The organism is Streptomyces sp. LaPpAH-108, assembly GCF_000373625.1.
Taxonomy (GTDB): Bacteria; Actinomycetota; Actinomycetes; order Streptomycetales; family Streptomycetaceae; genus Streptomyces.
On record NZ_KB891988.1, the window covers coordinates 193,718 to 218,602 of the forward strand.

Annotated in this window: 19 protein-coding genes and 1 pseudogene; 4 read left to right on the forward strand and 16 right to left on the reverse strand. The window is 73.4% G+C overall.

Annotated features, from left to right (window positions below; translation table 11 throughout):
* Positions 1-371: 371 nt before the first annotated feature.
* Positions 372-1,410 (reverse strand): annotated as a pseudogene (locus tag B079_RS31470) (DUF1152 domain-containing protein).
* 92 nt (positions 1,411-1,502) lie between these two features.
* On the reverse strand, positions 1,503-2,258 hold the full coding sequence (locus B079_RS0106975; RefSeq protein ID WP_018545061.1) for a helix-turn-helix domain-containing protein: 756 nt from the start codon (positions 2,256-2,258) through the stop codon (positions 1,503-1,505).
* Positions 2,259-2,948: 690 nt separating this feature from the next.
* Between B079_RS0106975 and B079_RS0106985 the strand changes: the two genes are divergently transcribed.
* Complete coding sequence (locus B079_RS0106985) at positions 2,949-3,416, forward strand: NUDIX domain-containing protein (protein WP_018545063.1); 468 nt, start codon at positions 2,949-2,951, stop codon at positions 3,414-3,416.
* A gap of 69 nt (positions 3,417-3,485) precedes the next feature.
* Here the strand turns inward: B079_RS0106985 and B079_RS35750 are convergent, their stop codons facing one another.
* From B079_RS35750 to B079_RS0107035, 11 genes are all read right to left on the reverse strand, one after another.
* Positions 3,486-3,995 (reverse strand): DUF6083 domain-containing protein, encoded by a 510-nt coding sequence (locus B079_RS35750; protein WP_234016763.1) that lies wholly within the window; start codon positions 3,993-3,995, stop codon positions 3,486-3,488.
* 114 nt (positions 3,996-4,109) lie between these two features.
* A complete protein-coding gene (locus B079_RS0106990) occupies positions 4,110-5,597 on the reverse strand; it encodes an FHA domain-containing protein (RefSeq protein ID WP_018545064.1) in 1,488 nt (495 codons plus the stop codon).
* 42 nt (positions 5,598-5,639) lie between these two features.
* The gene (locus tag B079_RS0106995) at positions 5,640-6,956 is read right to left on the reverse strand and encodes a vWA domain-containing protein (protein ID WP_018545065.1); all 1,317 of its coding nucleotides are present in this window, start codon (positions 6,954-6,956) and stop codon (positions 5,640-5,642) included.
* Positions 6,957-7,096: 140 nt separating this feature from the next.
* Positions 7,097-8,371, reverse strand: a complete 1,275-nt coding sequence (locus B079_RS0107000) for a PP2C family serine/threonine-protein phosphatase (RefSeq protein WP_026248434.1) — start codon at positions 8,369-8,371, stop codon at positions 7,097-7,099.
* A 4-nt stretch (positions 8,372-8,375) separates the two neighbouring features.
* Complete coding sequence (locus B079_RS0107005) at positions 8,376-10,799, reverse strand: tetratricopeptide repeat protein (RefSeq protein ID WP_078495907.1); 2,424 nt, start codon at positions 10,797-10,799, stop codon at positions 8,376-8,378.
* A 41-nt stretch (positions 10,800-10,840) separates the two neighbouring features.
* The gene (locus tag B079_RS0107010) at positions 10,841-12,145 is read right to left on the reverse strand and encodes a hypothetical protein (protein ID WP_018545069.1); all 1,305 of its coding nucleotides are present in this window, start codon (positions 12,143-12,145) and stop codon (positions 10,841-10,843) included.
* A gap of 54 nt (positions 12,146-12,199) precedes the next feature.
* Positions 12,200-13,222 (reverse strand): glutamate ABC transporter substrate-binding protein, encoded by a 1,023-nt coding sequence (locus B079_RS0107015; protein WP_018545070.1) that lies wholly within the window; start codon positions 13,220-13,222, stop codon positions 12,200-12,202.
* A gap of 14 nt (positions 13,223-13,236) precedes the next feature.
* A complete protein-coding gene (locus B079_RS0107020; RefSeq protein ID WP_026248436.1) occupies positions 13,237-14,703 on the reverse strand; it encodes a hypothetical protein in 1,467 nt (488 codons plus the stop codon).
* A gap of 200 nt (positions 14,704-14,903) precedes the next feature.
* On the reverse strand, positions 14,904-15,884 hold the full coding sequence (locus B079_RS0107025) for an N-acetylglucosamine kinase (RefSeq protein WP_018545072.1): 981 nt from the start codon (positions 15,882-15,884) through the stop codon (positions 14,904-14,906).
* Entirely contained in the window at positions 15,875-17,140 is a 1,266-nt protein-coding gene (locus B079_RS0107030; protein WP_018545073.1) for a 6-phospho-beta-glucosidase, read from the reverse strand. Before B079_RS0107030 ends, B079_RS0107025 begins: the two co-directional genes overlap by 10 nt.
* Positions 17,141-17,265: 125 nt before the next feature.
* The gene (locus tag B079_RS0107035) at positions 17,266-18,384 is read right to left on the reverse strand and encodes a mechanosensitive ion channel family protein (RefSeq protein WP_037801307.1); all 1,119 of its coding nucleotides are present in this window, start codon (positions 18,382-18,384) and stop codon (positions 17,266-17,268) included.
* A gap of 291 nt (positions 18,385-18,675) precedes the next feature.
* Here B079_RS0107035 and B079_RS0107040 point away from each other — a divergent pair, with 291 nt between their 5' ends.
* The gene (locus B079_RS0107040; protein ID WP_018545075.1) at positions 18,676-19,212 is read left to right on the forward strand and encodes an HNH endonuclease; all 537 of its coding nucleotides are present in this window, start codon (positions 18,676-18,678) and stop codon (positions 19,210-19,212) included.
* A 78-nt stretch (positions 19,213-19,290) separates the two neighbouring features.
* On the opposite strand, the gene B079_RS0107045 is transcribed toward B079_RS0107040, so the two are convergent.
* The 3 genes from B079_RS0107045 to B079_RS0107055 are packed head-to-tail and all read right to left on the reverse strand — an operon-like array spanning position 19,291 to position 21,886.
* On the reverse strand, positions 19,291-20,643 hold the full coding sequence (locus tag B079_RS0107045) for a hypothetical protein (protein ID WP_018545076.1): 1,353 nt from the start codon (positions 20,641-20,643) through the stop codon (positions 19,291-19,293).
* Entirely contained in the window at positions 20,640-21,356 is a 717-nt protein-coding gene (locus tag B079_RS0107050) for an ABC transporter ATP-binding protein (RefSeq protein WP_018545077.1), read from the reverse strand. Before B079_RS0107050 ends, B079_RS0107045 begins: the two co-directional genes overlap by 4 nt.
* Positions 21,353-21,886 carry a PadR family transcriptional regulator gene (locus B079_RS0107055; protein ID WP_018545078.1) on the reverse strand — a complete coding sequence of 178 codons (534 nt, stop codon included), beginning with the start codon at positions 21,884-21,886 and terminating at the stop codon, positions 21,353-21,355. The genes B079_RS0107050 and B079_RS0107055 overlap by 4 nt, the downstream gene beginning before the upstream one ends.
* A gap of 220 nt (positions 21,887-22,106) precedes the next feature.
* On the opposite strand from B079_RS0107055, the gene B079_RS0107060 reads away from it, so the two are divergent.
* Both B079_RS0107060 and malQ read left to right on the forward strand, forming a co-directional pair.
* Positions 22,107-22,352: a hypothetical protein gene (locus tag B079_RS0107060; protein ID WP_018545079.1), complete on the forward strand. Its 246-nt coding sequence runs from the start codon at positions 22,107-22,109 to the stop codon at positions 22,350-22,352.
* On the forward strand, positions 22,353-24,839 hold the full coding sequence (malQ, locus tag B079_RS31480; protein ID WP_018545080.1) for a 4-alpha-glucanotransferase: 2,487 nt from the start codon (positions 22,353-22,355) through the stop codon (positions 24,837-24,839).
* Positions 24,840-24,885: the final 46 nt, after the last annotated feature.

A 24,885-nucleotide genomic window follows, 5' to 3' on the forward strand; every position in this document is an offset into this window, starting at 1 on the left:
TTCCTCCTGCGGGTCGCTGTCTCGTGGAAGGTGAAGGAACCTCACTCATTCCAAGATCGCCTGTTTGCGCTGTTATCTCCATCCATTTGGTGCTCTAAACACTCGTAGTGCTGCACAGGGCATTGGTATGCGTACCGGGCGGGAGCACTCCATGCATGCCGCTGTGGTCCCGGGCTTGGGAGCGGCACCTCTCTCCTCGGTGCCGGCCGATCCCCGCCGGAGGTATCGCCTTGACTTTTGTCGGTGCCTAGCCGCCTCCGCGCGCGGGGCGCTGCGTGTTGGAAGGGGATCGGAGGCGGGGGCGCAGCGGGGTCAGTAAGCACGCCCGGCTAAGCGGGGCGCGGCTAAGGGCCGATGAGGTAGAGAGTCTCTTACTCAGGCTGCGTCACGATGCGCCATAGAGGTAGGTCGTGTCGCTTAGGGCGGCTGTTCAGGAGCAGTTGGCGCACGGCAGCTTGCTGGGAGCCGTTGAGGTCGAGAGTTTCTGTGATGTGGCGGAACGTTGTGTGTGATCCCTTGACCGCGGTCCTCCTCTTCGAACCGGTTGACTTGGGCCAGCACGGTTTGCTGTCGAGCTCCCCTCGCGGCTGAACCTCCAGTCGCATGATCTTCTCGGGCGCGTAATCGATCTCGGAGAAGCCGCAGACTTGGCGACTGTACGCCTCGACCTTGTCCAGGGTGGCGCTCGTGAGGATCTCGCGGGCCAGTTCGTTGCGGCTCAGCGCATCGGCCAGGCTGACCTTATGGACTCTCGGTCCTTCGTCGGTGAGCGGTACAAGGAGGCCGAGGTCCCGGATCTTGCATGTGCCCCATACTCCATGGGTTGTCGCGGCAAGCATCGCGGTCGCCTCGGAGGGGTGCCATTCCAGGACCGGGAGGATCGGTTCCACGTCCGTCGCTGTGAAGGTGTGGACGACAGGGCCGAGCAGCGGGCGCAGGTCGTCTGCGAAGAGTTCGCCGTCCAGGCCGGGGCCAGCTACCAATAGGCGTACTGGCGCACTCACTTGGCTGGCTGCGGCCAAGGCGATGGCGTCCGCGAGGGGGCTTTTCAGTGTCGGTTCGTCGCCCCGTGCGAGGATGTCGCCGCCGACGTCCAGGAGGTCCACCGACTTCGGGGGCAGATGGGCGAACAGTTCTTCGAGTGGCGCGTGACGCCCTTGAGGCCCCGGTACGGGTCGAGCAATGCGAAAGTGTGCGGGAGTTCGGACACTAGGCGTGAGAGCGTGGAGCCCGCAGGAGCGATAGGGCGTGCCCCGGCGGTACGACCGAAAACAGACGGCGTGAGGCAACGAGGCCGGTGAAGTCGCAGGCGCCCCGTGGTCCCGGCAGTGGGTCGACCAGCAGTCGATCCCACGCGTACGCGAAGATCACCAACGGGTCCACATCTCCGTACAGGGCGGTACCGAGCATCGCGGCAGCGACCGCGTCGCCCTTGCCTCCCGCTGTAACGGTCAACCGCGTCATGCCGACTGCCTAGTGAGCCCCCGCCGGTCGACGAAGGCTCATTCGGGTGTCCGGTTGTAGCGGGCGATGGTGGCCTTGCTGGTGTCGGCGTCCATGAAGCGCAGTTCCCACGGGCCTGTGTTCACGTCGAACTCTTTGCCGAAGCCGACCCATTTTCCGGCCATGCGGCGGCCGGTTGGTTCCACCAGCATCTGTACGGCGCCGAAGTAGCGGGCGCCGCGGTAGTAGCCCTCGCTCGCGGTCTTCTCGTTCCAGGTGCCGGTGACGATGTTGCCCTCGACCTGGAGGTCCAGGGTGAGAGGCGAGTCGGGGTTCAGGGATCCCTGTGGCAGGCTGCGGCCGGTGAGGCGGTTGCCGTGCTGGAGCAGGACGACGTAGTGCTTGCCGGTGAACGAGCCGTCGCGCCCGGAGCTGAAGTATTCGTACGTGCTCAGCCAGATCCCGGAGTAGTTGCCTCTCGGGGCGGTCTGGGTCGCGGTCGTCGCCGGGACGCCGACGGGGCTGTCCTGTACGTCGTGGCCGCCGTGTCCGTCGCCGGTCACGCGCAACTGGGGCACCGGGGCCGCGAACCCCAGCGACTCGATCGGCAGGCCCGTTACGCTCTCCAGTGCGCGGGCGTACACCGGGCGGGGTACGGCGGTCTCGCCGCTTTCCCAGCGTTGCACGAGGCGCTTGGTGGCTTCGTTGGGCTGGCCCGCCCGCTGTCCGGCTTCCCGCACCGCACGGGCGAATTCGTCCTGGCTCATCAGCAACCCGAGCCGCACGGCCCGGAGCGTGGCGTTCGGTGTCGTCATGCGATCAAGTTACCCGCGCACGCCCTCTAATGACACCGATTTGACGCCCCGCGTGTCACCGAAATGACGCCCTGTCCGCCGCCGCGCACCAGGGCTGATGGGGCTGATTGTGTGTCACATGTTGACCACGCAAGGTGACGAGGGTTCGCACCCCGGCCTGACGATCAAGGTGTACCGGGTGAACCCCGAGACCGGGCAGCGCACGGTTGTCCGTCCCATCCGCCACGTTCAGGCCGCCAGCGACATCCCGTTCAGCCAGTCGTTCCCGCCCTGCGCCTGCCCGCGTCACCGGGAGGGCGTCCGATGAGCCCCGCCTGGGACATGGCGTCGCCCCCGGTGTCGGGCACGTGCGCGCGGTGCGGCCGGTGGACCGACGCCGGAGTCCGCCACTGGATACCCCGCATGACGGGAGCGGACATCGAAGTCATCCTGTGTGCTGACATGGACTCCTGTACACCCCCACCGAAATCCACCCGCCCCCGCAGGTACCCGACCTGACGGACCCGGAGAACGAGCCCCGGTGCCTCTCGCCCGGGGCTCCACCCGTGCCCCACAGCACCTCTTGACGGCGCCGCTTGGATTGGGTGCGATACATCCCGGCAATCCGCACTCGGTCGGTCACGATGCCCCGACCCCGCACCTGCGGCGAATGCCGTGGCGCCGGGGCAGCCCGGTATGGGAAGGAGGCCGATGGCCAGGCGCGACTACGAAGACGACCCGGACGCCCCGAAGGCGAACAGCCTCATCCCGGGCGCCTCGGTCGTCGTCGTGGACGACACCGGGCGCATCCTTCTCCAGCGGCGCGCCGACAACGGGATGTGGGCGTTGCCCGGTGGTGCGATGAACATCGGGGAGTCCCTGCCGGACTGTGCGATCCGCGAGACTCGCGAAGAGACCGGCTACGACGTCGAGTTGACCGGGATCGTCGGCACGTACACCAACCCCGGTCACGTCTTCGCGTACGACGACGGCGAGGTCCGGCAGGAGTTCTCCGTCTGCTTCCTGGCACGGCCGACCGGAGGGGTGCTCGCCGTGTCCGACGAGTCGACGGACGTGCGCTGGTTCGACCCCGGTGAGGTGGACGACCTGCCCATGGTGTCCTCGATCCGCAAGCGCGTGAACGACTGGTGCAGCGGCATCGGGCCTGCCCTCCGGTGAGGTCGCCCCTCCTGATGAGGATGGACCGCCAGAGCCCTCTCGAGGCGGCTGCGTTCGCTGTTGCCGTACTCAACCGCTGGTGTCAGGAGTTGCGGGCTCTTTGGCCAGCGGTCGCTCCGCGTTCTTGTCGGAGCACAGCATCTGGTGGGCCGGTATCACCGATTCCCCCGGCAGTGGATCAATTCCTCGTACGCGGACGGCCACGACATCGATGACCATCGGGGAGTGAGGTGCCTGGATCTTTACCAGGCGCCATCGGAAGTGTTCAGGGATGACCTTGGCTGGAAATTCTGTCATTGCCAGGCTGACCCAACGGTCGTAGACCGTCGGGTAGATACGGATGTCGGCGTGGCACAGGGCGCAGCGGGGCGGTTCCAGGAACGTGACGTCGTCGGGGTCCGGCGTCGGCCGGGGTGCGGCTGTGGCCCCTTCGTGCTGCGCCATTCGGTTGGCGAGGTCGTTCCAGCACGTGTCGCAGAGTTCGGCTATGAGATCGATGCGTCCTCGACTGTGGACAGTCGGGCCGGATTTTCCGCAGCGCTGGCATAAGCGCTCGTTGCGATCGCCTGTAGCCCCCATGTATTCGAGTGTGGGCGACTACGGGTAAATGGAAGTAGGTCGCGAATCGGCCTTAATGGTGCCCACGACCAGAGGCCCCGGATTTCTCCGGGGCCTCTTTGGTCGCGTGCCGCCTCAGTCCCGGCGGATCGTGATCGTCGTCCACGCGCCCACGTGGACGCGGTCGCCGTCCTGGAGGGGGACGGGGACGAAGGGCTGGATGGGTTCGTCGCCGCCGTTGACCGTCGTGCCGTTCGTCGAGTTCTGGTCGACTACCGCCCAGTTGCCGTCCGGCTGCTGGACCAGGACGGCGTGCTGGTGGGAGACGCCGGGGTCCTCAGGGGGGACGGAGAGGTCGATGTCGGGGGTGTCGCCGGTGGAGTGGCGGCGGCGGCCGATGGTGAGCTGGTTGCCGGTGAGGGGGCGCTGCTGCTCGGGGGAGTAGGCGGGGAGGTTGAGGCCCGCGGCCTCCGGGCCGGAGCGCTGCATCATCGCCATGAAGTACTCGCGGTCCGGGCCGATGGTCGCCGTCCATGTGGCCGGGCCCTGCTGGTAGCCCGACGGCGGCTGCGGGTAGCCGTAGCCGCCCGACGGGCCGTTCTGCGACGGGGACGACGGCGGGGAGATCACCCAGTCGTCGGCGCCGCCGCCGAAGGACGGTCCGCCGTTGTTCGGGCGGGCGGTCTCCTGCGGGTAGCCCTGCGGGGAGGGGGCGCCGCCGAACGCCGAGGGCGCCTGGCCGCCGGGGAAGCCGGAGGGGTCGCGGCCGTAGGGGGGCTGGGCGCCGCCCTGCGTGCCCTGGCCGCCGGGGCCGCCGGGACCGGCCTGGCCTCGGTCGAAGGGGGAGGGGGCAGTGCCCGGGCCGCCCGGGGCCGCCGAGGGCTCGCGGCCGTACGGCGACTGACCGCCCGGGCCACCCTGTCCGCCCTGCTCACGGCCGCCGTACGGGGGCTGGCCGCCGCCCGGTCCGCCCGGGGCCGGACGTTCCCGCTCGAACATCGACGGGCGTCCCTGGCCACCAGGGCCGCCGGGGCCGCCGCCAGGACCGCCGCCCTGGCCCCCGCCGAACCCCTGCTGCGGCCCACCAGGCCCACCAGGACCGCCAGGACCACCCGGCCGCCCGCCGAACGCCGACGGGCCCCCCGCCGTCTGCGGAGGTGTCGCCGGGCCGCCGCCGCGTCCCGCGCCGAACGGGGTCGGGCCCGAGGGCTCGTTGTCGAAGGGGGGTATCGGCTCGGCCGGGCGGTTGACCTGGGAGGGGCGGGAGCCCTGGTACTCGTAGCCGTCACCGCCGCCGTAGGAGGCGCTGGGCGGCTGGAAGCGGGGCTGCTGACGGCCGCCGCCGGGCGGGGCCGCCGGGGTGTACGAGGTGGCCGTGTTGGTGAGGAAGTTCCACCGGCACTCCTCGCAGAAGGGCGCGCCGCCCTCGCGGGGCGTGCGGCACTGCGGGCACAGCTCCGGGTTCGGGGAGGACGCGGGGCGGCCCTCGGCGCGCGGCGGCGGGAAGCCGTAGCCGCCGGAGGACGGCGGCGGGGGCGGGGGTACGGCACCGGCCATGCGGTGACCGCACACCTCGCACCAGTCGTCGGAACCCGACTGGTGTCCGTTCGGGCAGGTCGGCATGTCGGTGCTACCCCTTCTCCTGAGGCACTTGTTTCTGCAGGGTCACTTCTTCACGCGGACGGTCTTGGTGGACCGCGTCTCGAGTGTCATCTCGTCGGCCTCGGTGACCTTCGCTTTCAACCGCACAGTACCTGTCGAGGCGTCCACCACGTCCACCACCTTCGCAAGCAGTTTCGCAGTATCCGCGTTCCCCGACACCCTCGCGAGCTGAACCGCGCGCCCCAGTTTGGCCGTTGCTCCGTCCATATCGCCCGCTTTGCGGAGGTCTATCCCCTGCTGGATGGCCTGCGCCAGTTCGGCTTGACCCGTGTAGTGGGCGACTTGGGGGTTGATGGCGGTGGAGGCGGTCAAGTCGTCGGTCCACACGGCCCGTACGAGCCCCTGAGCGCCCAGGTTCTGCGCCACCCCGTCGGGTTGGGGGACCACCAAAGACACTCGCGCGGCCAGCATCTCCTGGCCGAGTCCGGCCGCCGGGACCGTCACGCACAGGTGGTAGTCGCGGGACTCGTCGCCCCACGAGCCGGTCGGATAGTCCCCGGCGCGCGGGCCCGCCTCGGTGCGCCGGTCGGTCAACTCCTCCACCGACGGCGCGACTTGCTTGAGGTACGAGACGACGGCGCCCGCCGGGGTCCACACCCGCAGGGCGACGTCGGCGACCTCCTTGCCCATCGCCGTCTCCATCATCGCGGTGAAGTCGTCGGTCAGACGGGCCGGATCGGCCACGATGTCGGCGGTGCCGAGCAGGGCCGAGGCGATGGCTGTGACTTCTTTCACTTCCCAGTCGGTGCCCACCCCGCGGGCGTCACAGGTGAACCGTCCGGCGCACGCGTCCAGGGTGGCGCGCAGCGCCTCGGGCGACTCGTGCTCGTTGCGCCCGTCGGTGAGCAGGATGCCGTGCCGGATCTCCACGTCCGCCGAGGCGAGCAGCCGGTCGGCCAGGCGCAGCCAGGTGCCGATGGCCGTACCGCCGCCCGCCGAGAGACGGCGCAGCGCCCGCTTGGCCTGCTCGCGGGTGGTGGCGTCGGCCACCGCGAGCCGCCCGCCGCCGGGGTAGACCTCGCGGGCGACGTGCGTGCCGTCGATCACCGCGAAGTGAGTGCCGTCGCGCAGGGCGTCCAGGGCGGCGGCCGTGGCGTCGCGGGCGTTGCGCATCTTGACCGGCGGATAGTCCATCGAGCCGGAGCAGTCCACCATGAGCGCGACGGCGGCCGAGGGCCCCGTCCCCCGGAGCACGGCACCGCCGCCCGTCGCCGTCACCGTGACGACGGCGTGGACCTCGCGGCCGTCCTCCGGCAGGTACTCGTTCTGGTAGACCTCCACCGAGAACGTCGGACCCGCGGGTTTCGCGAAATTGGCCATGCTGCTTCACATCCCCCAAGAAGCACCCCGCCGAGGCGGGGCGGTGCGTGGGCCGCGATCCCGGTCCCCTCCGGTCTCGCGGCTGCTTCCCCGTACACGGCCGCCCCACGGCGCGCGGTGGTCCCCGCGCGCGAACGGCCTCAGGCCGATCCTGCCCCCGGAGCGGGCGCGGGGAACGGCACGACGGCCACTGTTACGTTGTCGTGGCCCCCGCCGTCCAGCGCGTGGCCGACCAGCACCCGCGCGGCGTGCAGCGGACGCTCCGCCGCGTCCCCGGGCACGATGCGGGCCAGTTCCTCGGCCGTCTCGGCGTAGTTCCACAGGCCGTCGGTGCAGACCAGCACCACACCGGCCCGGTCGGGCTTGAACGACGCGGTGTGCGGCTCCAGTTCGTAGGCGTCGGCGCCGAGCCAGCCGGTGATCGCGTGGGCGCGCTCGTCGGCGTACGCCTCGGCCTCGTTCATCAGCCCGGCCGCGACCATCTGCGCCGCCCAGGAGTCGTCCTCGGTGAGGCGGGCCGGGGCGGCGGAGCGGTCGTCGGGCACCCAGTAGGCGCGGCTGTCGCCGACCCAGCCGACCACGAGCAGCCCCGAGGTGACGACCGAGGCGACGATGGTGCAGGCCGGGGCGTTCTGGTGCGGGGTGTGCTCGCGGGCCTCGTCGGGCTCACCGGCGAGCGCGTCCACGGCCTGCGCGGCGGCGACGATCGCCTCGTGCATGGCCTGCTGCGGATGCGTGCCGCGCGGCAGGGCCGCCAGCAGGCTGTCACCGGCCGCGCGGGAGGCGGCCATGGACGCCTCGTCCGGGCGGGTCGCGGAGGAGACGCCGTCGCAGACGACGGCGACCGAGGCGGGCGCGCCGTCGGGCAGCGCGGTGTGCGCGACGGCGAAGGCGTCCTCGTTGCGGTGGTGGCGCAGGCCCCGGTCGCTGACGGCGGCCAGCGGGCCCGACTCGCGCTCCATGTGGTCGCGTTCGCGGGGCTGGGCGTGGCCGCAGTTCTCGCAGTAGCCGTCGCCGTCCACCCGGCCCGCCCGGCAGGCCACGCAGACCGCCGCGGGCTCCGCGCGTGGGTCCGGCGCCTGGAGCGCGTACTCCTCCGGCTCGCTGGGCCGGTCCAGGCGTACGCCCGACGAGGCGGCCTCGGGCCCGGGCAGCGGCGCGCCCCCGGAGTCGGTGCCGGGCACGTCGGTGGCGCGGTGCGTCCGTGGCTCGGCGCTGTCCGGGCCCGGGGGCTCGGGGTCGGGCCAGTCCACGTCGGCCCCGCCCGCCATGGCGAGCGTCGGCTGGTCCCGGGGTGGCGCGGGCACCTGGGAGAGGTCGTAACCGCAGGCACCGCAGAAGAGGTCGCCGGGTTCGAGCGGCTCCGCGCAGCTCGGGCACTTCGGCAGTGCGGCCTGCTGGGGCATCTGTGACATTCGCCTACACCCACGTCCGGGGGCGGTAACGGTTGGCCCGTTCCACCAGTTCGATCCTCTCCTCGCCGCCGGGCGCCAGCCGGGCCAGCGTGCGGTACGCGCGTTCCAGGCCGAACCGGAGACCCCGCTCGTCCAGACCGCTGCCGAGCAGCACCCGTCCGCCCCAGGCGGGCGAGCCGGTGCCCCGGCCCTGGGAGAGTATCCAGTCCAGCGCGCAGCCGAGGACTTCCGCCGACAACCGCTCGCGCCGCGCCGGGTCCAGGCCGTACGCGTCCAGCGCCTCGATCTGGCCCGCCGAGGCGGTCAGATCGTCCAGGAACGGTACGTCACCCGGGCTCGCCGTGCGCTGTCTGAGCCGGGCCCGCACGGCCGCGACCCGGGCGGCGGTGTAGTGGATGGACGACTCCGGCACCGACTCAAGCGTGGCCACCGCCCCGGTCCGGTCCCCGGCCGCGAGCCGCACCCGGGCGAGTCCGAACGCGGCGCTGACGAAGCCCGGGTCGGTCGCCCACACCAGCCGGTAGTACTCGGCGGCGTTGTCCAGCTGACCCAGCACCTCCGCGCACAGGCCGAGCGCCAGCTTGGGCGCGGGCTCGCCGGGAAAGGCGTCGTAGACCGCGTCGAAGGCGAGCGCGGCGTGGGCGAGGTCACCGGTGGCCAGGGCCGTCACGCCCCGGTACCAGACCACCCGCCAGTCGTCGGGCCGCTCCGCCTCCAGCTGGGCCAGCGTCATCAACGCCGCCTCGGAATCGCCGAGTTCGAGCCGGGCCCGGACCCGCCGCAGCCGGGTCTCCACGGTCTGCGCGGGGGCCGCGTCCAGGGCGGAGAGGAGTTCGGCGGGGGCGGTGGCGGTCAGGCCCGCGAGGAACCCGGCGTCCGGGTCGTTCGGGTCGACCAGCGGGACGGCCAGCGCGAGCGCGGCGGACGCCGTGTCCACCTGCCTGACCAGAGCAGGGAGCGGCGCCGAGAGCGTACGGCCCGTGCCGCGCGTGCCGAGCCGGGACACCTCGCCGTCCAGCACCGGGAACAACTCGGTGTCCGTGACCCGCACTTCGGGCCCGAACAGGGTCGAGAGCGCGGGCCGGGGCTGCCCGGTCTGCAGCGAGACCACCTCGCGCAGCACCCCGGTCAGCTGCTCGGCCATCTCCTGCGCGGAGGCGAACCGGCGGGCCGGGTCGGGGTCGGTCGCGCGGACCAGGAGCCGGTAGAAGGACTCGTAGCGCCGGAACACCTCGATGGTGTCCGGGTCGGGCAGCGAGTCGGCGTAGACGGTCGTGTAGCCCTGGAAGTCGAAGGTGAGGACGGCGAGCGTACGGCCCACCGTGTACAGGTCGCTCGCGGGGGAGGGGCCCACGTCCGCGACCTCGGGGGCCTGGTAGCCCACCGTGCCGTAGATCGCGGACTCCTCGTCGTCGGTCCGGCGCACCGCGCCCATGTCGATCAGCTTGAGCTGGTCCTCGGTCTGGATGGCGTTGTCGACCTTGAAGTCGCAGTAGAGCAGATTGCGGCTGTGCAGATGGCCGAGCGCCTCCAACGCCTCGATGCCGTACGCGCACGCCTGTTCCACCGGGAGCGGGTCGCGGCGGCCCTCGGGGGTGCGGCGGGCGTTGGCGATTTCCTTCAGCGACTTGCCGCCGACGTACTCCATGACGATGTAGCCGTCCAGGGAGCCGGTGCGCTGGTCCAGGTGCTCGACGAAGTTGTAGATCCGCACGATGCCCGCGTGCTCGATCTCCGCGAGGAACCGGCGCTCGGAGATCGCCGCCTCCATCGCGTCCTGGTCGCCGGTGTCGAGGAGGCCCTTGAGTACCACCCAGCGGTCGGAGACGGCCCGGTCGACGGCGAGGTAGATCCAGCCGAGCCCGCCGTGCGCGAGACAGCCCGCCACCTCGTACTGCCCGTGCACGATGTCCCCGGCGCGCAGCTTCGGCACGAAGGAGTACGGGTGCCCGCACTTGGTGCAGAAACCTTCCGTGCGGCCCGGACGCTCCCCGCGCGCCCGGCCGACCGGCGCCCCGCAGTCCGAGCGGGAGCAGTACCGCTTGCGCTCGGGCACCTGCGGGTTCTCCAGCACCATCGCGCGCGGATCGGGCCGGGGCACCTGCGGCACCGCGACCAGTCCGGCGCCGAGGCGTCCGCGCCCCGAAGGCCCCGAGGACGCGCCCGAGCTGCGCACCGACACCGAACGCCCGGCCGTACGGCCCGAGTCGGCGCGCGAGAGCCGCCCGGACACCGAGCGGCGCGAGCGCGAGGACTGCGAGGAGGTGCGGGAACTGCGCGAACTGCCGCTCTCCGCAGGGCCGGTGGAGTCCGGGGCCGCGACGTGAGTCACCGCGGAAGGCGCCGGTGAAGCCGGTACCGGGGCGACCACGGGCGCCAGACCGCAGGTGTCGCAGTACAGCCCCCCGCCGCCCATGTCCTCGTACATGCCCGCGCAGTCCGGGCGCTGGCAGGCGTGCCGTTCCTCGCTCACCCCTCGTCCCCCTTCGCGTCGGCGGGCCCGTGCTCCGGCACCTTCGGCGCGTTGAGCAGGTCGGCCGCCGCGTGCTGGTAGCGCAGCACCGCCTGCTCGGCCACGCGCAGATCGCAGGGCGCGCTCCACAGCATGCGGCGGGCCGCGTCGTACCGCTCGATCAGCAGCGGGTCCTCGGCCAGGCCGTGCCGGGCGACCTTGGCCCGGTAGGCGTCCAGTCGGCCGCGCAGCTCGGCGCGGACCGCGAGCGGCGCGGTCACCGCCGTCAACGACTCGCGGGCGCGCAGCAGTTCGTCCTCCGCCCGCCGCTCAAGGGAGTCCAGCAGCGGGGAGAGCCGGTGCCAGCGGGCGTGCCTGCGGTGCTCCGCGGCCGTCGCCAGCTGCTCCTGGAGCACGGTCGGCGGGCCGCTCACCACGGGCACCTCGGTCGCCGCGATCTTCGCCAGGACCTCACCGCGCGCGGTGCGCGCCTCGGCCAGCGTGCGGTCGGCCCGCGACAGCACGTCCCGCAGCCGGAGCAGCCGCTCCTCGGCGTCCTGACGCACCGTCAATACCGCGTCGATCTCCCGGCGTACGTCCTCCAGGGCGCGTGCCTCCCGGTCGTACACCGTGGTGTCCGGACGGCCCCCACCTGGTGCCGAACTGCCCTGCGCGGGCGTCCAGTAGGCGAGCGGGTCGCTGATCACCCGGGCGCGCAGCGCGGTCAGCGTGGCCGTGATGCCCTCCAGGTCGTCCCCGGCCGGGTGTTCACCGGGGCGCACCCCGACGGAGTGGGCGAGCGAGCGTGTGCGGTGGAGTTCGGCGGCGAGGAGATCTATCCGGGCGGGCAGCGCCGACCACACGGCGTCGGCGGCGACCACCACGTCCAGGGAAGAGGCGTACAGGTCGTTCATCCGGTCGACCAGCGCGGTCAGCGTGTAGCTCTCGCTGAGCCTGCCGCTGCCCGCCGGGAGCGCAGGACCCGCCAGGGTGACCGACTCCCCGCGCAGCAGCCCGGTCAGCTCCGCCAGGTCCTCACGGCTGGACCAGCGGCGCCGGGAGCGGATCTCGCGGGCCCGGCGCAGCGTGGCCGCGTACGCGTCGAAGCAGGCCCACAGCACGGTGATGGCCTCCTCCGCGGCGGCCCAGCGCTCCTTGGTGACACCGGTCAGCTCGGCGCCCTCCAGGAGTCTGCGGCCCGCGTGGTCCTGGAGCGCGAGCAGCGAGGTCTCTATCGCCTCGTGCTCCTGGCCGAGCCGCGCCAGCGCACGGTCCACCTCGTCCCGGTCCATCACCGGCCCGGCGGGGTCCGTGACGCCCATCGATCACCTCTCGCTGCTGTCCAAGTCGGCGCTGTCTCGTCCTGCCCGGTCCGCTCAGCTCTCACCCCGGTACTCCGGCACGGGCGGCCGGTACGGCTTCGCGTCCTTGCCCAGTGTCGCCGACAGCCACTTGTCGTACGACGTCTGCCAGCCGTCGGAACGGTAGTCCGCCAGCACGCGGTTGACCCGGCCCACCAGGTCGTCGGCGTCCTTCTTCATGGCCACGCCGTAGTACTCGGTCGTGAAGGCCGGGCCCTTGAGTTCGAGCGTGGGGTCCTGGGCGGCCTGGCTCGCGGCGAGCGCGCCGTCGGTGATCACCGCGTCCGCCTCGCCGAGCTGCAGCCGGACCAGGCAGTCGAGCTGGTTGGGGACGGCCTCGGTGACGACCGCCTTGACCGCCCCGGACTTCACGTCCAGCTCCAGCTTCTTGCGCGCGGTCGAGCCCGCCGCCGTGCACACCCGTCGGCCCGCGAGGTCCTGATACCCCTTCACCGGCGAGGACTTGGGCGCCAGCACCTGCTGCCCGGTGCGGAAGTAGGGGGCGGAGAACGCGACGTCCTTCAGCCGCTCGCAGCTGATGGTCATCGTGCGCACCACCATGTCCACCCAGCCCTTCTGGAGCGCCTCGATGCGCTGACTGGTGGGAATCGCCTTGAACTGCACGGCGTCCGGGTCGCCCACGATGTCCTCGGCGATCCGGTGCACCAGGTCGATGTCGAAGCCCTCCAGCTCCGCGCCCGGGTTGTTCGGATTGCGGTAGCCCCAGCGGTAGCTGTTCTGGTCCACGCCGACGACCAGCTTGCGGGTGCCCGGACGGGCCTTGATCGCGTCGATCGTCCGCCCGCTCGCGCCCGACGGCGGCAGCGACCGGTCCTGCGCCTTCGCGTCCTCGCACTGCGCGGCGCGCGCCTGGCTGCCCTCGGTCACCGGGCCCACGGACGTCACCGGGCCGGGCTCCGGGTGCGCCTGGGTGCGCGGGAGGAGCAGCACGAAGGCGAGCGCGAGCGCGCACAGCACCGCCATCGCACCGACCCCGCCCCAGCCGCGCAGCCGGGTGCGTCCTCCTGCCGCGTCCATGCTCCGGCCCCCTGTCACCTGTACTCCGAAAGCCTGCGCCCGATGCCGAGGACCGCACCGGCCGCGCCGAGCACCCCGAGGGCGGCGGCGCCCGCGGGCAGCCCGGTCATCGCGTCGCGGCCGTCACCGGCCGACCGCTCGAACTCCGCCTGCTCGTGGCCGATCGCGCGGTTCAGGTTCTCGTCCACGCCGTCGAAGCACTCGCCGGTGGTGCCCTTGGCGCCGATCACCATGTCCAGCGCCTGCTGGTAGTTGCCGCTGTCGTCCTCGTGGTGGGCGGCGCTGTGCCGCTTCTTCCACTCCGCCATGTTCCGCGTCGCCGCCGTGACCGGCCGCGCGCCCGTGGAGTCGTCGGCCAGGGAGCCCGCCCGCTTCAGGCTGCCGCCCAGCTCGGCCAGCTCCTGGTCGAAGGCGTAGTAGTACGCGTCGCGCACGTCGCCGTCGACCGTGATCGTCTCGGCACCCCGCGCCACCAGGCCCAGGTTCTCGTTGCCGCGCGCCTTCAGGGCGGCGATCTGGGCGCTGTGCAGGACGTTCAGGGAGCGGACGCCGTGCTCGTCGGAGGCGTGCAGACCGGCACGGGCGACCGTGTGGCCGACCAGCAGCCACAGCAGCACCACCGTGGTGGCGGCGCTGGCCGCGACCAGGCCGTGGCTCAGGACGCGGTTGGTGCGCCGGTACTCGCGGTGCTGCGCCCACCCGAGCGCGCCGAGCGCGACGACCCCGAGCGCGATGGCCGCCCACGGGTACGGGGTCGCGTCGCCGTAGTCGGCGGCAAGCCGCTGGTTCTCCTTGGTGTACAGGTCCTCGGCGGCCGGCAGCATCTCCCGCTGCATCTTCTCGTTGGCGTACCGCAGATAGGCGCCGCCCACCGGATAGCCCTGCCGGTTGTAGACCCGGGCGCGCTCGATCAGGCCCTTGTACTCGGGCAGCAGCCGGTTGAGCTTGGCGATGCTCTTCGTGGCGGGGGAGCCGGGCTCGGACTTGGCGGCGGCCGTGACGAGCCCGGCGGCGGCCCGGCTGATGTCCTTCTCGTACCGGTCCCGGGTCTCGGGCGTCTCCTGGCCGCCCGCCAGAAACCCGCTGGAGACCGTGGTGTTGGCGTCCGCCAGCGAGCGGTAGATCGAGGCGGCCCCGGAGCTGAGCGGCTGGCTGCCGTGCAGCACGTCGTCGGCGGCGGCGGCGCGTTCGCCGCTCTGCCACGCGGTGACCGCGCCGAACGCCACGACCAGCAGCGCGAGTACGGCCCCGATGACCCGCAGCCGCCCTGGCTCGGTGGTCGCGGCGGCCCGCAGCCGCTCGGCGCCCTCGGCGAACGCGGTACGGCGGGCGGGGGGTTGGGCGGGGACGGCGGGTCGGCTGACCTGGGCCGGTACGGCGGGCTGCGGGAGCGCGCCGGGCTGTGCGGGCACGGCGGCGGGGGGCGCGGGCAGGGCGGAACCTGCCGTCGGCGGCGCGCTGCTCCTCGGCGGTTGTGTCACCCGACCTCCCCCATGGTCATCGTTCGCCGCCCAGTATCACCGCCCGCACCGCCTTCCGCACCAGCCTTCACCGCATCTCGCCCGGACGACGGCATGTCACCACCCGTCCAGGAACACGACCTGTCCAGAAACACGCCGCGTCAATCCTGATCGGTTCCCGGTGAGCCGGTGAACAGGACTGGTCGGCAACGGGGTTCGGGTCAGGCGTGGTCCGACTCCCAGTACGAGCGGGCGCGTTCCCCTGATCGCGGGGGCGCGTGCAGGTGATCCAGGGCGAGAAGGGCCGCGCCCAGGACCGGGGCGGCGCGGATCGGGCGCGGATCGGCCTGCGGGGCCCGGGAGCCGAGGTGGTCGCGTACGGCGTCGTCCAGTACGGCGTGACCGGCCGTCAGCACGCTGCCGCCGAGCACGACCGGCGTGGGCTCGCCGAGCAGGTCCAGGCGGGTCAGGGCCACCGTGGCCATCACCGCGACCTCCTCGGCCAGCCGCTCGACCAGCGAGCGGGCCACCGTGTCACCCCGGGCGGCCGTCCCGAAGAGGACCGGCGTCAGCTCGTACCGCCGGTCCGACGGCAGGTGGCCCAGGTGCAGGGCCGCGATCAGGGCGTCCATCGAGTCCAGGCCGAAGTGCGCCGGGAGCGTGCGGGACAGCTCGGTCGGGCCGCCCCGGCCGTCCTCGGCGCGGGCCGCGTGCCACAGCGCCTCCTCCGCCAGGCCCCAGCCGCCGCCCCAGTCGCCGGAGAGCCGCCCGAGGGCCGGGAAGCGGGCGGTGCGGCCGTCGGGGCGCATCCCCACGCAGTTGATGCCCGCCCCGCACACCACCGCCACGCCCCGGGGCTCGGCCACCCCGGCGCGCAGGACGGCGAAGGTGTCGTTGCGCACGGTGACCGAGGAACCCCAGGCGCGGGTGCGCAGCGCGGTCGCCAACTCGGCCTCCTCCACCGGGAGATCGGCGTTGGCTAGGCAGGCCGAGACGTGGGAGACGGTCTTGAGGCCCGCCTTCGCCAGTGCGCGTCCGACCGGTTCGGCCAGGGCGTCCAGCGCCCGCTCCAGACCCACGGCCGGTGGACGGAAGCCGCCGCCGCGCGCGGTCGCCAGCACCTCGCCCTCCGCCGTGAGCACGGCCACGTCGGTCTTGCTGTTGCCCGCGTCCACGGCGAGCGCGGTCCCGGTCACGCCCACGGCAGATGCTCCCGGTTGTGGGCGAGGAGCAGGTCGGTGAGGGAGTCGGCGTACGCGTACTGGCCGACCAGCGGGTGCGCCAGCAGGGCCCGGAACACCCGCTCCCGGCCGCCGCGCAGGGCCGCCTCCAGGGCCAGGTCCTCGTACGCCGTCACACTCGCCATCAGCCCCGCGAACAGCGGATCGACCTCCCCCACCGGCAGCGGCACCGCCCCCTTCGCGCCCACCGCCGCCGGGACCTCGATCACCGCGTCCGCGGGGAGGAAGGGCAGCGTGCCCGCGTTCATGGTGTTGACCACCTGGTACGGGCTGCCGCCACCGGTGAGCAGGGCGGCCGTGAGGTCCACCGCCGCCTCGGAGTAGTAGGCCCCGCCCCGCTTCGCGAGCAGCGCGGGCTTCTCGTCCAGCGCCGGATCGGCGTACATCGTCAGCAGCTCGCGCTCCATGGCGGCGACCTCGGCGGCCCGCGAGGGCTTGGCGCGCAGCTCGTCCACGACCTCGTCGTGCGCGTAGTAGTAGCGCAGGTAGTACGACGGGACGACGCCCAGGCGGTCGAGCAGGGCGCGGGGGAGCCGGAGGTCGGCGGCGAGGGTGTCGCCGTGCCCGGCCAGCAGGCGGGGGAGGACGTCGGGGCCCTCGGGGCCGCCGAGGCGTACGGCGGTCTCCCAGGTGAGGTGGTTCAGGCCCACGTGGTCGAGGTGGACCTCGCCGGGCGCGGTGCCGAGCAGGGCGGCGAACGTGCGCTGGAGGCCGATGGCCACGTTGCACAGGCCGACCGCGCGGTGGCCCGCCTTGAGCAGGGCGCGGGTGACGATGCCGACCGGGTTGGTGAAGTCCACGATCCAGGCGCCGGGGCTGACCCGGCGTACCCGCTCCGCGATGTCCAGCACCACCGGGACCGTACGCAGCGCCTTGGCGAGGCCGCCCGCGCCGGTCGTCTCCTGGCCGACGCAGCCGCACTCCAGCGGCCAGGTCTCGTCCTCGTTGCGGGCGGCCTGGCCGCCGACGCGCAGCTGGAGCAGGACGGCGTCGGCGCCCTCGGCCCCCGCCTCCAGGTCCGCGGTGGCGGTGATCTTGGCCGGGTGGCCGTAGCGGGCGAGGATGCGGCGGGAGACGGCCGCCACCGGCTCCAAGCGCTCCGGGGCGGGGTCGACCAGCACCAGCTCCTCGACGGGCAGGGTGTCGCGCAGCCGCGCGAGGCCGTCGGCGAGTTCGGGGGTGTAGGTCGAGCCTCCGCCGACCACGGTGAGCTTCACGGGCGACTCCCTCGCGTTGCCGTTGCCGGGGGTGATCGGCGCGAACGTAGGCCGTGGCGCGTGGGGCCGTCAACGCAGCGCGCCCCCGGTCGGACGGGACCGGGGGCGCGCTGCGGTGCTCGGGGTTACTTCGACGTGCTCGGCTTCGGGGTGACGATCGGGGTGGTCGCCAGGGACTGCGGGGAGGTGGGGCTCGCGTAGGCCGAGGGGGCGGCCATCGTGGCGGACGGGTCGGGGGCGGGGGCCTCCTCGGCGTCCTCCAGGGCCGTCGCACCGCCCACGATCGGGATGCTCGCCCTGTCGAAGGCCCGCTTGATCCGCCAGCGCAGCTCGCGCTCCACGCTGACCGACTTGCCCGGCATGGTCTTGGCGGAGACCCGGATCACCATGGAGTCGATCAGCACGCTGTCCAGGCCGAGGACCTCGATCGGGCTCCACAGCAGCTCGTTCCAGGGCTCTTCCTTGGCCATCTTCTCGGCGACCTCGTCCAGCACGGACTTGACCTTGTCCAGGTCCTCGTCGGCGCGGACGGTGACGTCCACGTTGGCCGTGGCCCAGCCCTGGGAGAGGTTGCCGATGCGCTTGACCTCGCCGTTGCGGACGTACCAGATCTCGCCGTTGGCGCCGCGCAGCTTGGTCACGCGCAGGCCGACCTCGACGACCTCGCCGACGGCCACGCCCGCGTCGATCGTGTCGCCGACGCCGTACTGGTCCTCCAGGATCATGAAGACGCCGGAGAGGAAGTCGGTGACCAGGTTGCGGGCGCCGAAACCGATCGCGACGCCCGCGACACCGGCCGAGGCCAGCAGCGGGGCGAGGTTGATCTTGAAGGTGGAGAGCACCATCAGGGCGGCGGTGCCGAGGATCACGAAGCTGGCGACCGAGCGCAGCACCGAGCCGATGGCGGCGGAGCGCTGGCGGCGGCGCTCGTTGTTGACCAGGAGGCCGCCGAGCGCGGTGTGGTCCACGGCCTGGACGGTGCGGTTCATCCGCTCGATCAGCTTGGTGATCGCCCGCCGGACGACCGCGCGCAGCGCCACGGCGATGACGATGATCAGCACGATCTGCAGGCCCATCGCGAGCCAGGTCGACCAGTTCTGCTCCACCCAGCTCGCGGCGTTGGTCGCGCTCTGCTGGGCGTCCTGGAGTGAGGGGACGGCCGGGTCCGAGCCCGAGGGCGAGGGAGACGGGGACGCTCCGGCGGCCAGTAGGGCGACGGGCAAGGACACGGCTGGTACCTCCATGGTGCTGCGCGGTCCGGCCCGGCCGGATCGGCAAGATCACGAAAAGGTCACCGGGTGGACAGAACCACCACACTAACGGGGCATTGTGCGCGCCTCCGCCGTTTCGCGCAGGAGCACCCCCTCCCACCTGCGCCTTAACCAGCCATGATCGTCCGGGGGCCCTCGGGTGTGGTCGAAAACACTCCCGGCCCGTTACCGGCACATGGTGGCGCTTCCGCCAGCCATGAGGGGAGACTGGCTCCAGATCGTCCCGGCGCGAGCCACGCGCCGCCGACGCCCAAGGAGGCACCCGTGCCGCATGTCCTGGTCCTCAACGCGTCGTACGAGCCGCTCGGTGTCGTACCGCTCCGCCGCGCGCTCGTCCTCGTCCTGGAGAACAAGGCCGTCTCCCTCGAGGAATCCGGCGCCTTCCTGCACAGCGCGACCGTCACAGTCCCCGCACCCAGCGTGGTCCGGCTCAAGCGATTCGTCCGGGTGCCCTACCGGGGCCCCGTTCCCCTGACCCGGCGGGCCCTGTTCGCCCGGGACGGCGGCCGGTGCATGTACTGCGGTGGCGTCGCAACCAGCGTCGACCACGTCATCCCGCGCTCGCGCGGGGGCAAGCACGTCTGGGACAACGTGGTGGCCTCCTGCCGCCGCTGCAACCACGTCAAAGCCGACCGCCACCTCGTCGAACTCGGCTGGCGCCTGCGCCACAAACCCGCCCCGCCCACCGGCCTGGCCTGGCGCATCATCGGCACCGGCCACAGAGACCCCCGCTGGCTCCCGTACTTGCAGCCCTACGGCGCGGACGACGCCCTGGCCCGGATCGACGGCATTTCCGCCTGAGGGTCCGGGTCTTCGTACTGTCGCGCACAGCGCTCGCGGTGCGGGGCCGTCCCCCGGGTACGGCCCCGCACCCCCGCGTCACGTGGCGCGCAGCTCCGCCGTGTGCGCCGAGCGGCGCAGCAGCGGCAGCGAGGTGGCCGCCGCCAGCAGGCACGCGGCGTAGACGAGCACGGGCACGGACAGCAGCGGCAGCAGCGACACGGAGTGACCGACGAGCAGCGCGTACCCGGCGCCGAGCACCGTGCCCCCGACACCGGCCAGCGCGATCGCGGGGGCGAGCGGCAGGGCGGTCTCCAGGAGCAGGGCCCGTTCGAGGACCGGCCGGGGCACCCCGGCGGCGACCTGGGCGGCCAGTCCGCGGCGCCGGGTGGCGACGGACTCGGCGGCCCCCACGGCGAGACCGCCCAGAGTGATCACCAGGGCGACGAGGATCGCCGCGCCGGTCAGACCGATCCCCGTCGTGTAGTACGGCATGTTCTCCGCGGGGCGACCCTGCGGGCCGGACGACCCCAGGGCGGCGTACAGCGCCTGCCGGACGCCGAGGAATCCGGTGCCCACGACCGTGACCAGCAGGACGGCCGCGTGGGTGCGCGCGGCTGCCCACGGGTCGTCGCGCAGCCGCTCCGCCGCGATCAGCGTCGCCGGGTTCTCCGTACGGGACGCGAGCCGGGCGCCCAGGAACCGGGCGGTGGCACCGGTCAGCCACACGGCGCCCAGTCCGACGACGATCACGGCGGCGAGCACGATCAGCGGGGCGGTGACGTCGGCGACGAAGCCGCCCGTACGGCCCGAGGACAGCAGCGCCCCCGCGACCACGAGCAGCAGGGCTGCCCCCAGCAGGGCCACGCCCGGGCGCCTGCCCCGGCTCGGCCGCACCCGGCGCACCCGGCCCAGCGGTGCGGCGGCCACGTGGCGCAGCGCCGTCACGCTCACCAGCGTGCCCAGCGCCGGAGCCGCCACGAGGACCAGCGCCCAGCCCGCCCACGCGAGCGCGGGCGGATGCTGCCACGCGCGCAGCAGGACCACCATCGAGACGGCGGTGGCGGCCAGCGCCCCCACCAGACAGGAGATCCCCGCCTCCAGCGCGGCGATGCGCCGGATCCGCGCGGCGGAGGCGCCGGCAAGGCGCAGCCCGGCCAGCCGCCGGTCGCGGTGCACGGCGCCCAGACGCGCGCACTGACCGAGGAAGCCCAGCACCGGGACGAGCAGGAGCAGCAGCGCGACGATCACCCCCGAGCGGGTGCCGGCGTCGTTGAGCAGACCGGCCCCCACCTGCACGTGGTACATCCCCCGGACCGAGGCGATCGCGACCGCCGCCGTCCCGAAACCGGTCGCCAGTGCCGCGCCCAGCGCCGTCAGTCCCACCCGCCACCACTCCCGCCGGTCGGAGCCGTCGAGCAGCAGCAGCGCGAGCCGCAGATCGGTGCTCACCGGGACACCTCCGGCGCCTCGGACGAGAGGGCGACAGGTGCGCCGTCCGCGTCGAGCACGATGCCGTCCCGCAGGGACACCTCCCGGTCCGCGTACGCCGCCACCCGGGCGTCGTGCGTGATGAGCAGCACCGCCGTGCCGGACTCGCGGGCCGCGTGGACCAGCGCGGTCATCACCTGCTCCCCGGCGAGCGAGTCGAGCGCGCCGGTCGGCTCGTCGGCGAAGACCGCCTTCGGGCCGGTGACCAGGGCCCGCGCGAGTGCGACCCGCTGGGCCTGGCCGCCGCTCAGCTCGCCGGGCCGCGACTCCTCCTGCCCCCGGACGCCGAACCGCTCCAGCCACTGGCCCGCATGTTCCCGCGCGGCCGTGCGGGAGGCGCCCGCGAGCATCAGCGGCAGTGCCACGTTGTCGGCGGCGGTCAGCTCGGGGATCAGCTGCCCGAACTGGAACACCACCCCGAAGTCGGTGCGCCGCAGTTCGCTGAGCCGCGGCTCCGGGAGCTTTTCGAGCAGTTCACCGGCGTACTCCACGCTGCCCTCGTCCGGCGTGAGGATGCCCGCCAGGCAGTGCAGCAGCGTCGACTTCCCGCTGCCGCTGGCCCCGGTGACGGCCAGGATCTCGCCCGTGTGCAGGTCCACCGACGCGCCGCGCAGTGCCGGTGTGGTGCCGTGTGTCTTGACGAGCCTCCGGGCTCGCAGCAGTGGCTGGGTCATGCGCGGTCGACCTCCGTGATCAGGGGGGTGAGCCGGGCCGCCGTGGTGTTCATCCAGCGGAGGTCGGCATCCAGGTGGGTGAGGGCGTAGTCGGCGGAGAGCACGGTCGCCAGGTCGGCGTGGGCGCCGGTCTTGACGGCCGTGAGCTCCCGCATGCGTTCCATGTGCGCGGTCCTCTGGGCCCGCAGGTAGGCCGCCGGGTCGCCGCCGGAGAGGATCGACACGACGACCTTCGCGAAGATCTCGTTCGTCACGTACGGCGCCGGCGGGGCGATCTCCCCGGCCCACCGGGCCAGTTCGTCCGTCCCGGCGGCCGTCGTGCGGTACAGGGTCCGCTCGGGGCCGTTGTCCGCGTCGGTGCCGCTGACCTCCGCGAGGTCGTCGCGGACCAGGCGTTGCAGGGTCGTGTAGACCTGCCCGTAGGCGAGCGGGCGGGCCTGGGGGAAGCGTTCGTCGTGGCGTCGCTTGAGGTCGTAGCCATGGCTCGGCCCTGTCGCGAGCAGCCCCAGAAGGATGTGACGGGTGCTCATGTGATCACTATATACGCGCTACATGTACTGAGTGAATAGTGATCTCACTGTCCGGTCTCCCTGTCCGGTCCCACCGCCCGCTTTCCCGCCCGCTCTCGCCGCCCGCACGGACGAGTGACCGGCCGGAAGGGTTTCCGCACGTCTGCCGTCCCGTCCACGGGGTAGGGCTGCACAAGGCGCCAGAAGAGCCGTAGTCCCGCCTACCCCCTAGGAGGCCCCCGTGGCCGCACTCGCCCGCCTGTCGCTCCCGGCCCAGTCCAAACCCGTGCCGGGGCCCTCGTTCGGACCGGAGGAGAGCGACTTCGGCGTGTTCAGCGCGGAGGGCCCCTGCGTCGAGCCGCCGCTCACCAGCGAACCGCCGCTGCCCGACGCCGAGCCGCTGACCAGTGAGCCGCCGCTCGCCGACGCCGCCCCGCTGAGCAGCGAGTCCGACCCGATGCCGGTCTCCCCCTGCCCGGGGCTGTAGATGAGCGCGGCGCAGGAGGACGCGGAGCTGTCCCGCCTCGCCGGGCTGCACGGGGTCGCCACCTCCTACAGCCCCTCCCCGGACCGCACGGTCCCGGTGCCCGCCACCGCCGTCGTCGCCGCGCTGGCCGCCCTCGGGGTGGACGCGGCGGGCCCCGACGCGGTCCGCGCCGCGCTGGACGCGCGGGAGCGCGAGCTGCGGGAACGGCTGCTGCCGCAGACGGTGGTCCGCTGGACGAGCGCGCCGGCCGAGCGCGCGGACACCCCCGAGGAGCGGCGGGACACGCCGAGCGAGCGGCCGGGCACCTCCGAGGAGCTGCCCGGCACCCTGAGCCGGCTCTCCGGCACCCCGGGGCAGTCGCCCGGCACTCCGGGGCAGTCGCCCGGCACTCCGGGGCAGTCGCCCGGCACTCCGGGGCAGTCGCCCGGCACTCCGGGGCAGTCGCCCGGCACTCCGGGGCAGTCGCCCGGCACTCCGGGGCAGTCGCCCGGCACTCCGGGTCAGCCGCCCGGCACTCCGGGCCAGCTCTCCGGCACCCTGAGCCAGCTCTCAGCCACCCCCGGTCAGCCGCCCCGCACCCCAGCCGAGCCGTCGACCCCGCCCGGCCCCCGGACAGGCGCCCCGGACGACCTCGCCCCGCCCCACCCCGACCCCTTCGAAACACTTCCCCCCGGCACCCGCCTCCACGTCACCACCGAGCACGGCGAGACGCGCGACCACGTCGACGGTCTGCCCCCCGGCGTCCACCACGTGACCGCGACCGCCCCCGACGGCCGCACCGCCGACGCCCATCTCATCGTCGCCCCCGAGCGCCTGCCCGTCCCCGCCACCCGCTCCTACGGCCTCCTCGCCCAGCTCTACTCCGTGCTGTCCCACCGCTCCTGGGGCATGGGCGACCTCGGTGACCTCGCCGAGCTGGCCGCCTGGGCGGGACGCGCGGCCGGGGCCGGGTTCGTGCAGGTCAACCCGTTGCACGCGGCCGTACCCGGGGCGGGCGCCCCGACCGACCCCTCGCCGTACCGCCCCTCCTCGCGCCGTTTCCCCGACCCGGTGCATCTGCGCCCCGAGGCCGTCCCCGAGTACGCCTACGCCGACCACCGCCGCCTCGGCGCCCTGCGCGAGCGGGCCGAGCGGCTGCGCGCCGACGTGCTCGACAAGGGCGCCCTGATCGACCGCGATGCGGTGTGGGAGCTGAAGCGGGAGGCCCTGGAACTGGTCGCGCAAGTGCCGCTGGGCCCGGGGCGGCAGACGGCGTACGACGCCTTCCGCGCCGAGGAGGGCCAGGCGCTGGAGGACCACGCGACCTGGTACGCCCTGGCGGAGCGGCACGGCCCCGACTGGCGCTCCTGGCCGCCCGCGCTGCGCGACCCGCGCTCGGAGGAGACGGCGCGCGCCCGCGCGGAGCTGGCCCCCCGGGTCGAGTTCCACACCCGGCTCGCCTGGCTCACCGACCAGCAGCTGCGCGCCGCCCAGCGGGCCGCGCGGGAGGCCGGGATGCCCGTCGGGATCGTGCACGACCTGGCCGTCGGCGTGCATCCGCAGGGCGCCGACGCCTGGGCGCAGCAGGACCACTTCGCCGCCGGGATGTCGGTCGGCGCCCCGCCCGACGCCTTCAACGCGCGCGGCCAGGACTGGGGCCTGCCGCCCTGGCGCCCCGACCGCCTGGCCGCCTCGGGTCACGCGCCGTACCGCCGCCTGCTGCGCGCCCTGTTCCGCTACGCGGGCGCGGTCCGCATCGACCATGTGATGGGCCTGTTCCGGCTGTGGTGGGTGCCCGAGGGCAGCCCGCCCACCGAGGGCACCTACGTCCGCTACGACGCCGACGCCATGCTCGCCCTCCTCGCCCTGGAGGCGTCCCGCGCCGGGGCCCTGGTGATCGGCGAGGACCTGGGCACGGTCGAGCCGGGCGTGCGCGAGACGCTGCGGCGGCACGGGGTGCTCGGCACCTCGGTGCTGTGGTTCGAGCGGGACTGGGAGGGCGAAGGGCGTCCGCTGCCGCCGGAGCAGTGGCGCGCGGACTGCCTGGCCACGGCCACCACCCACGATCTGCCGCCCACCGCCGCCCGGCTCACCGGCGAGCACGTCGACCTGCGCGACCGGCTCGGGCTGCTGACCCGCCCGGCCGCCGACGAGCGCGCCGAGGCGGTCGCGGACACGGCGGAATGGCTCGCCCTGCTCGGCAGCCTCGGCCTCCTCGACAGCCCGGCCGCCGGGCCGCCCGGCACCGACGAGGCGGCCGAGATCGAGGGCTTCCACCGCTTTCTGCTGCGCACCCCGGCCAGGCTGATCGGCGTCTGGCTCCCCGACGGCATCGGTGACCGCCGCCCGCAGAACGTGCCGGGCACCTGGGACCAGTACCCCAACTGGCGGCTGCCCGTCTCCGACGCGGCGGGCGCCCCGGTCGCCCTGGAGACCCTGACGACCTCGCCCCGGCTGCGGGCTCTGCTGGAGGTGGTGCGGGCGGGTCTCGGGGCGCCGGGGGCGTGAGTACGGCACCCCGGGCGCGCGGGCCCGGGGGCCGTTCGCTAACTTG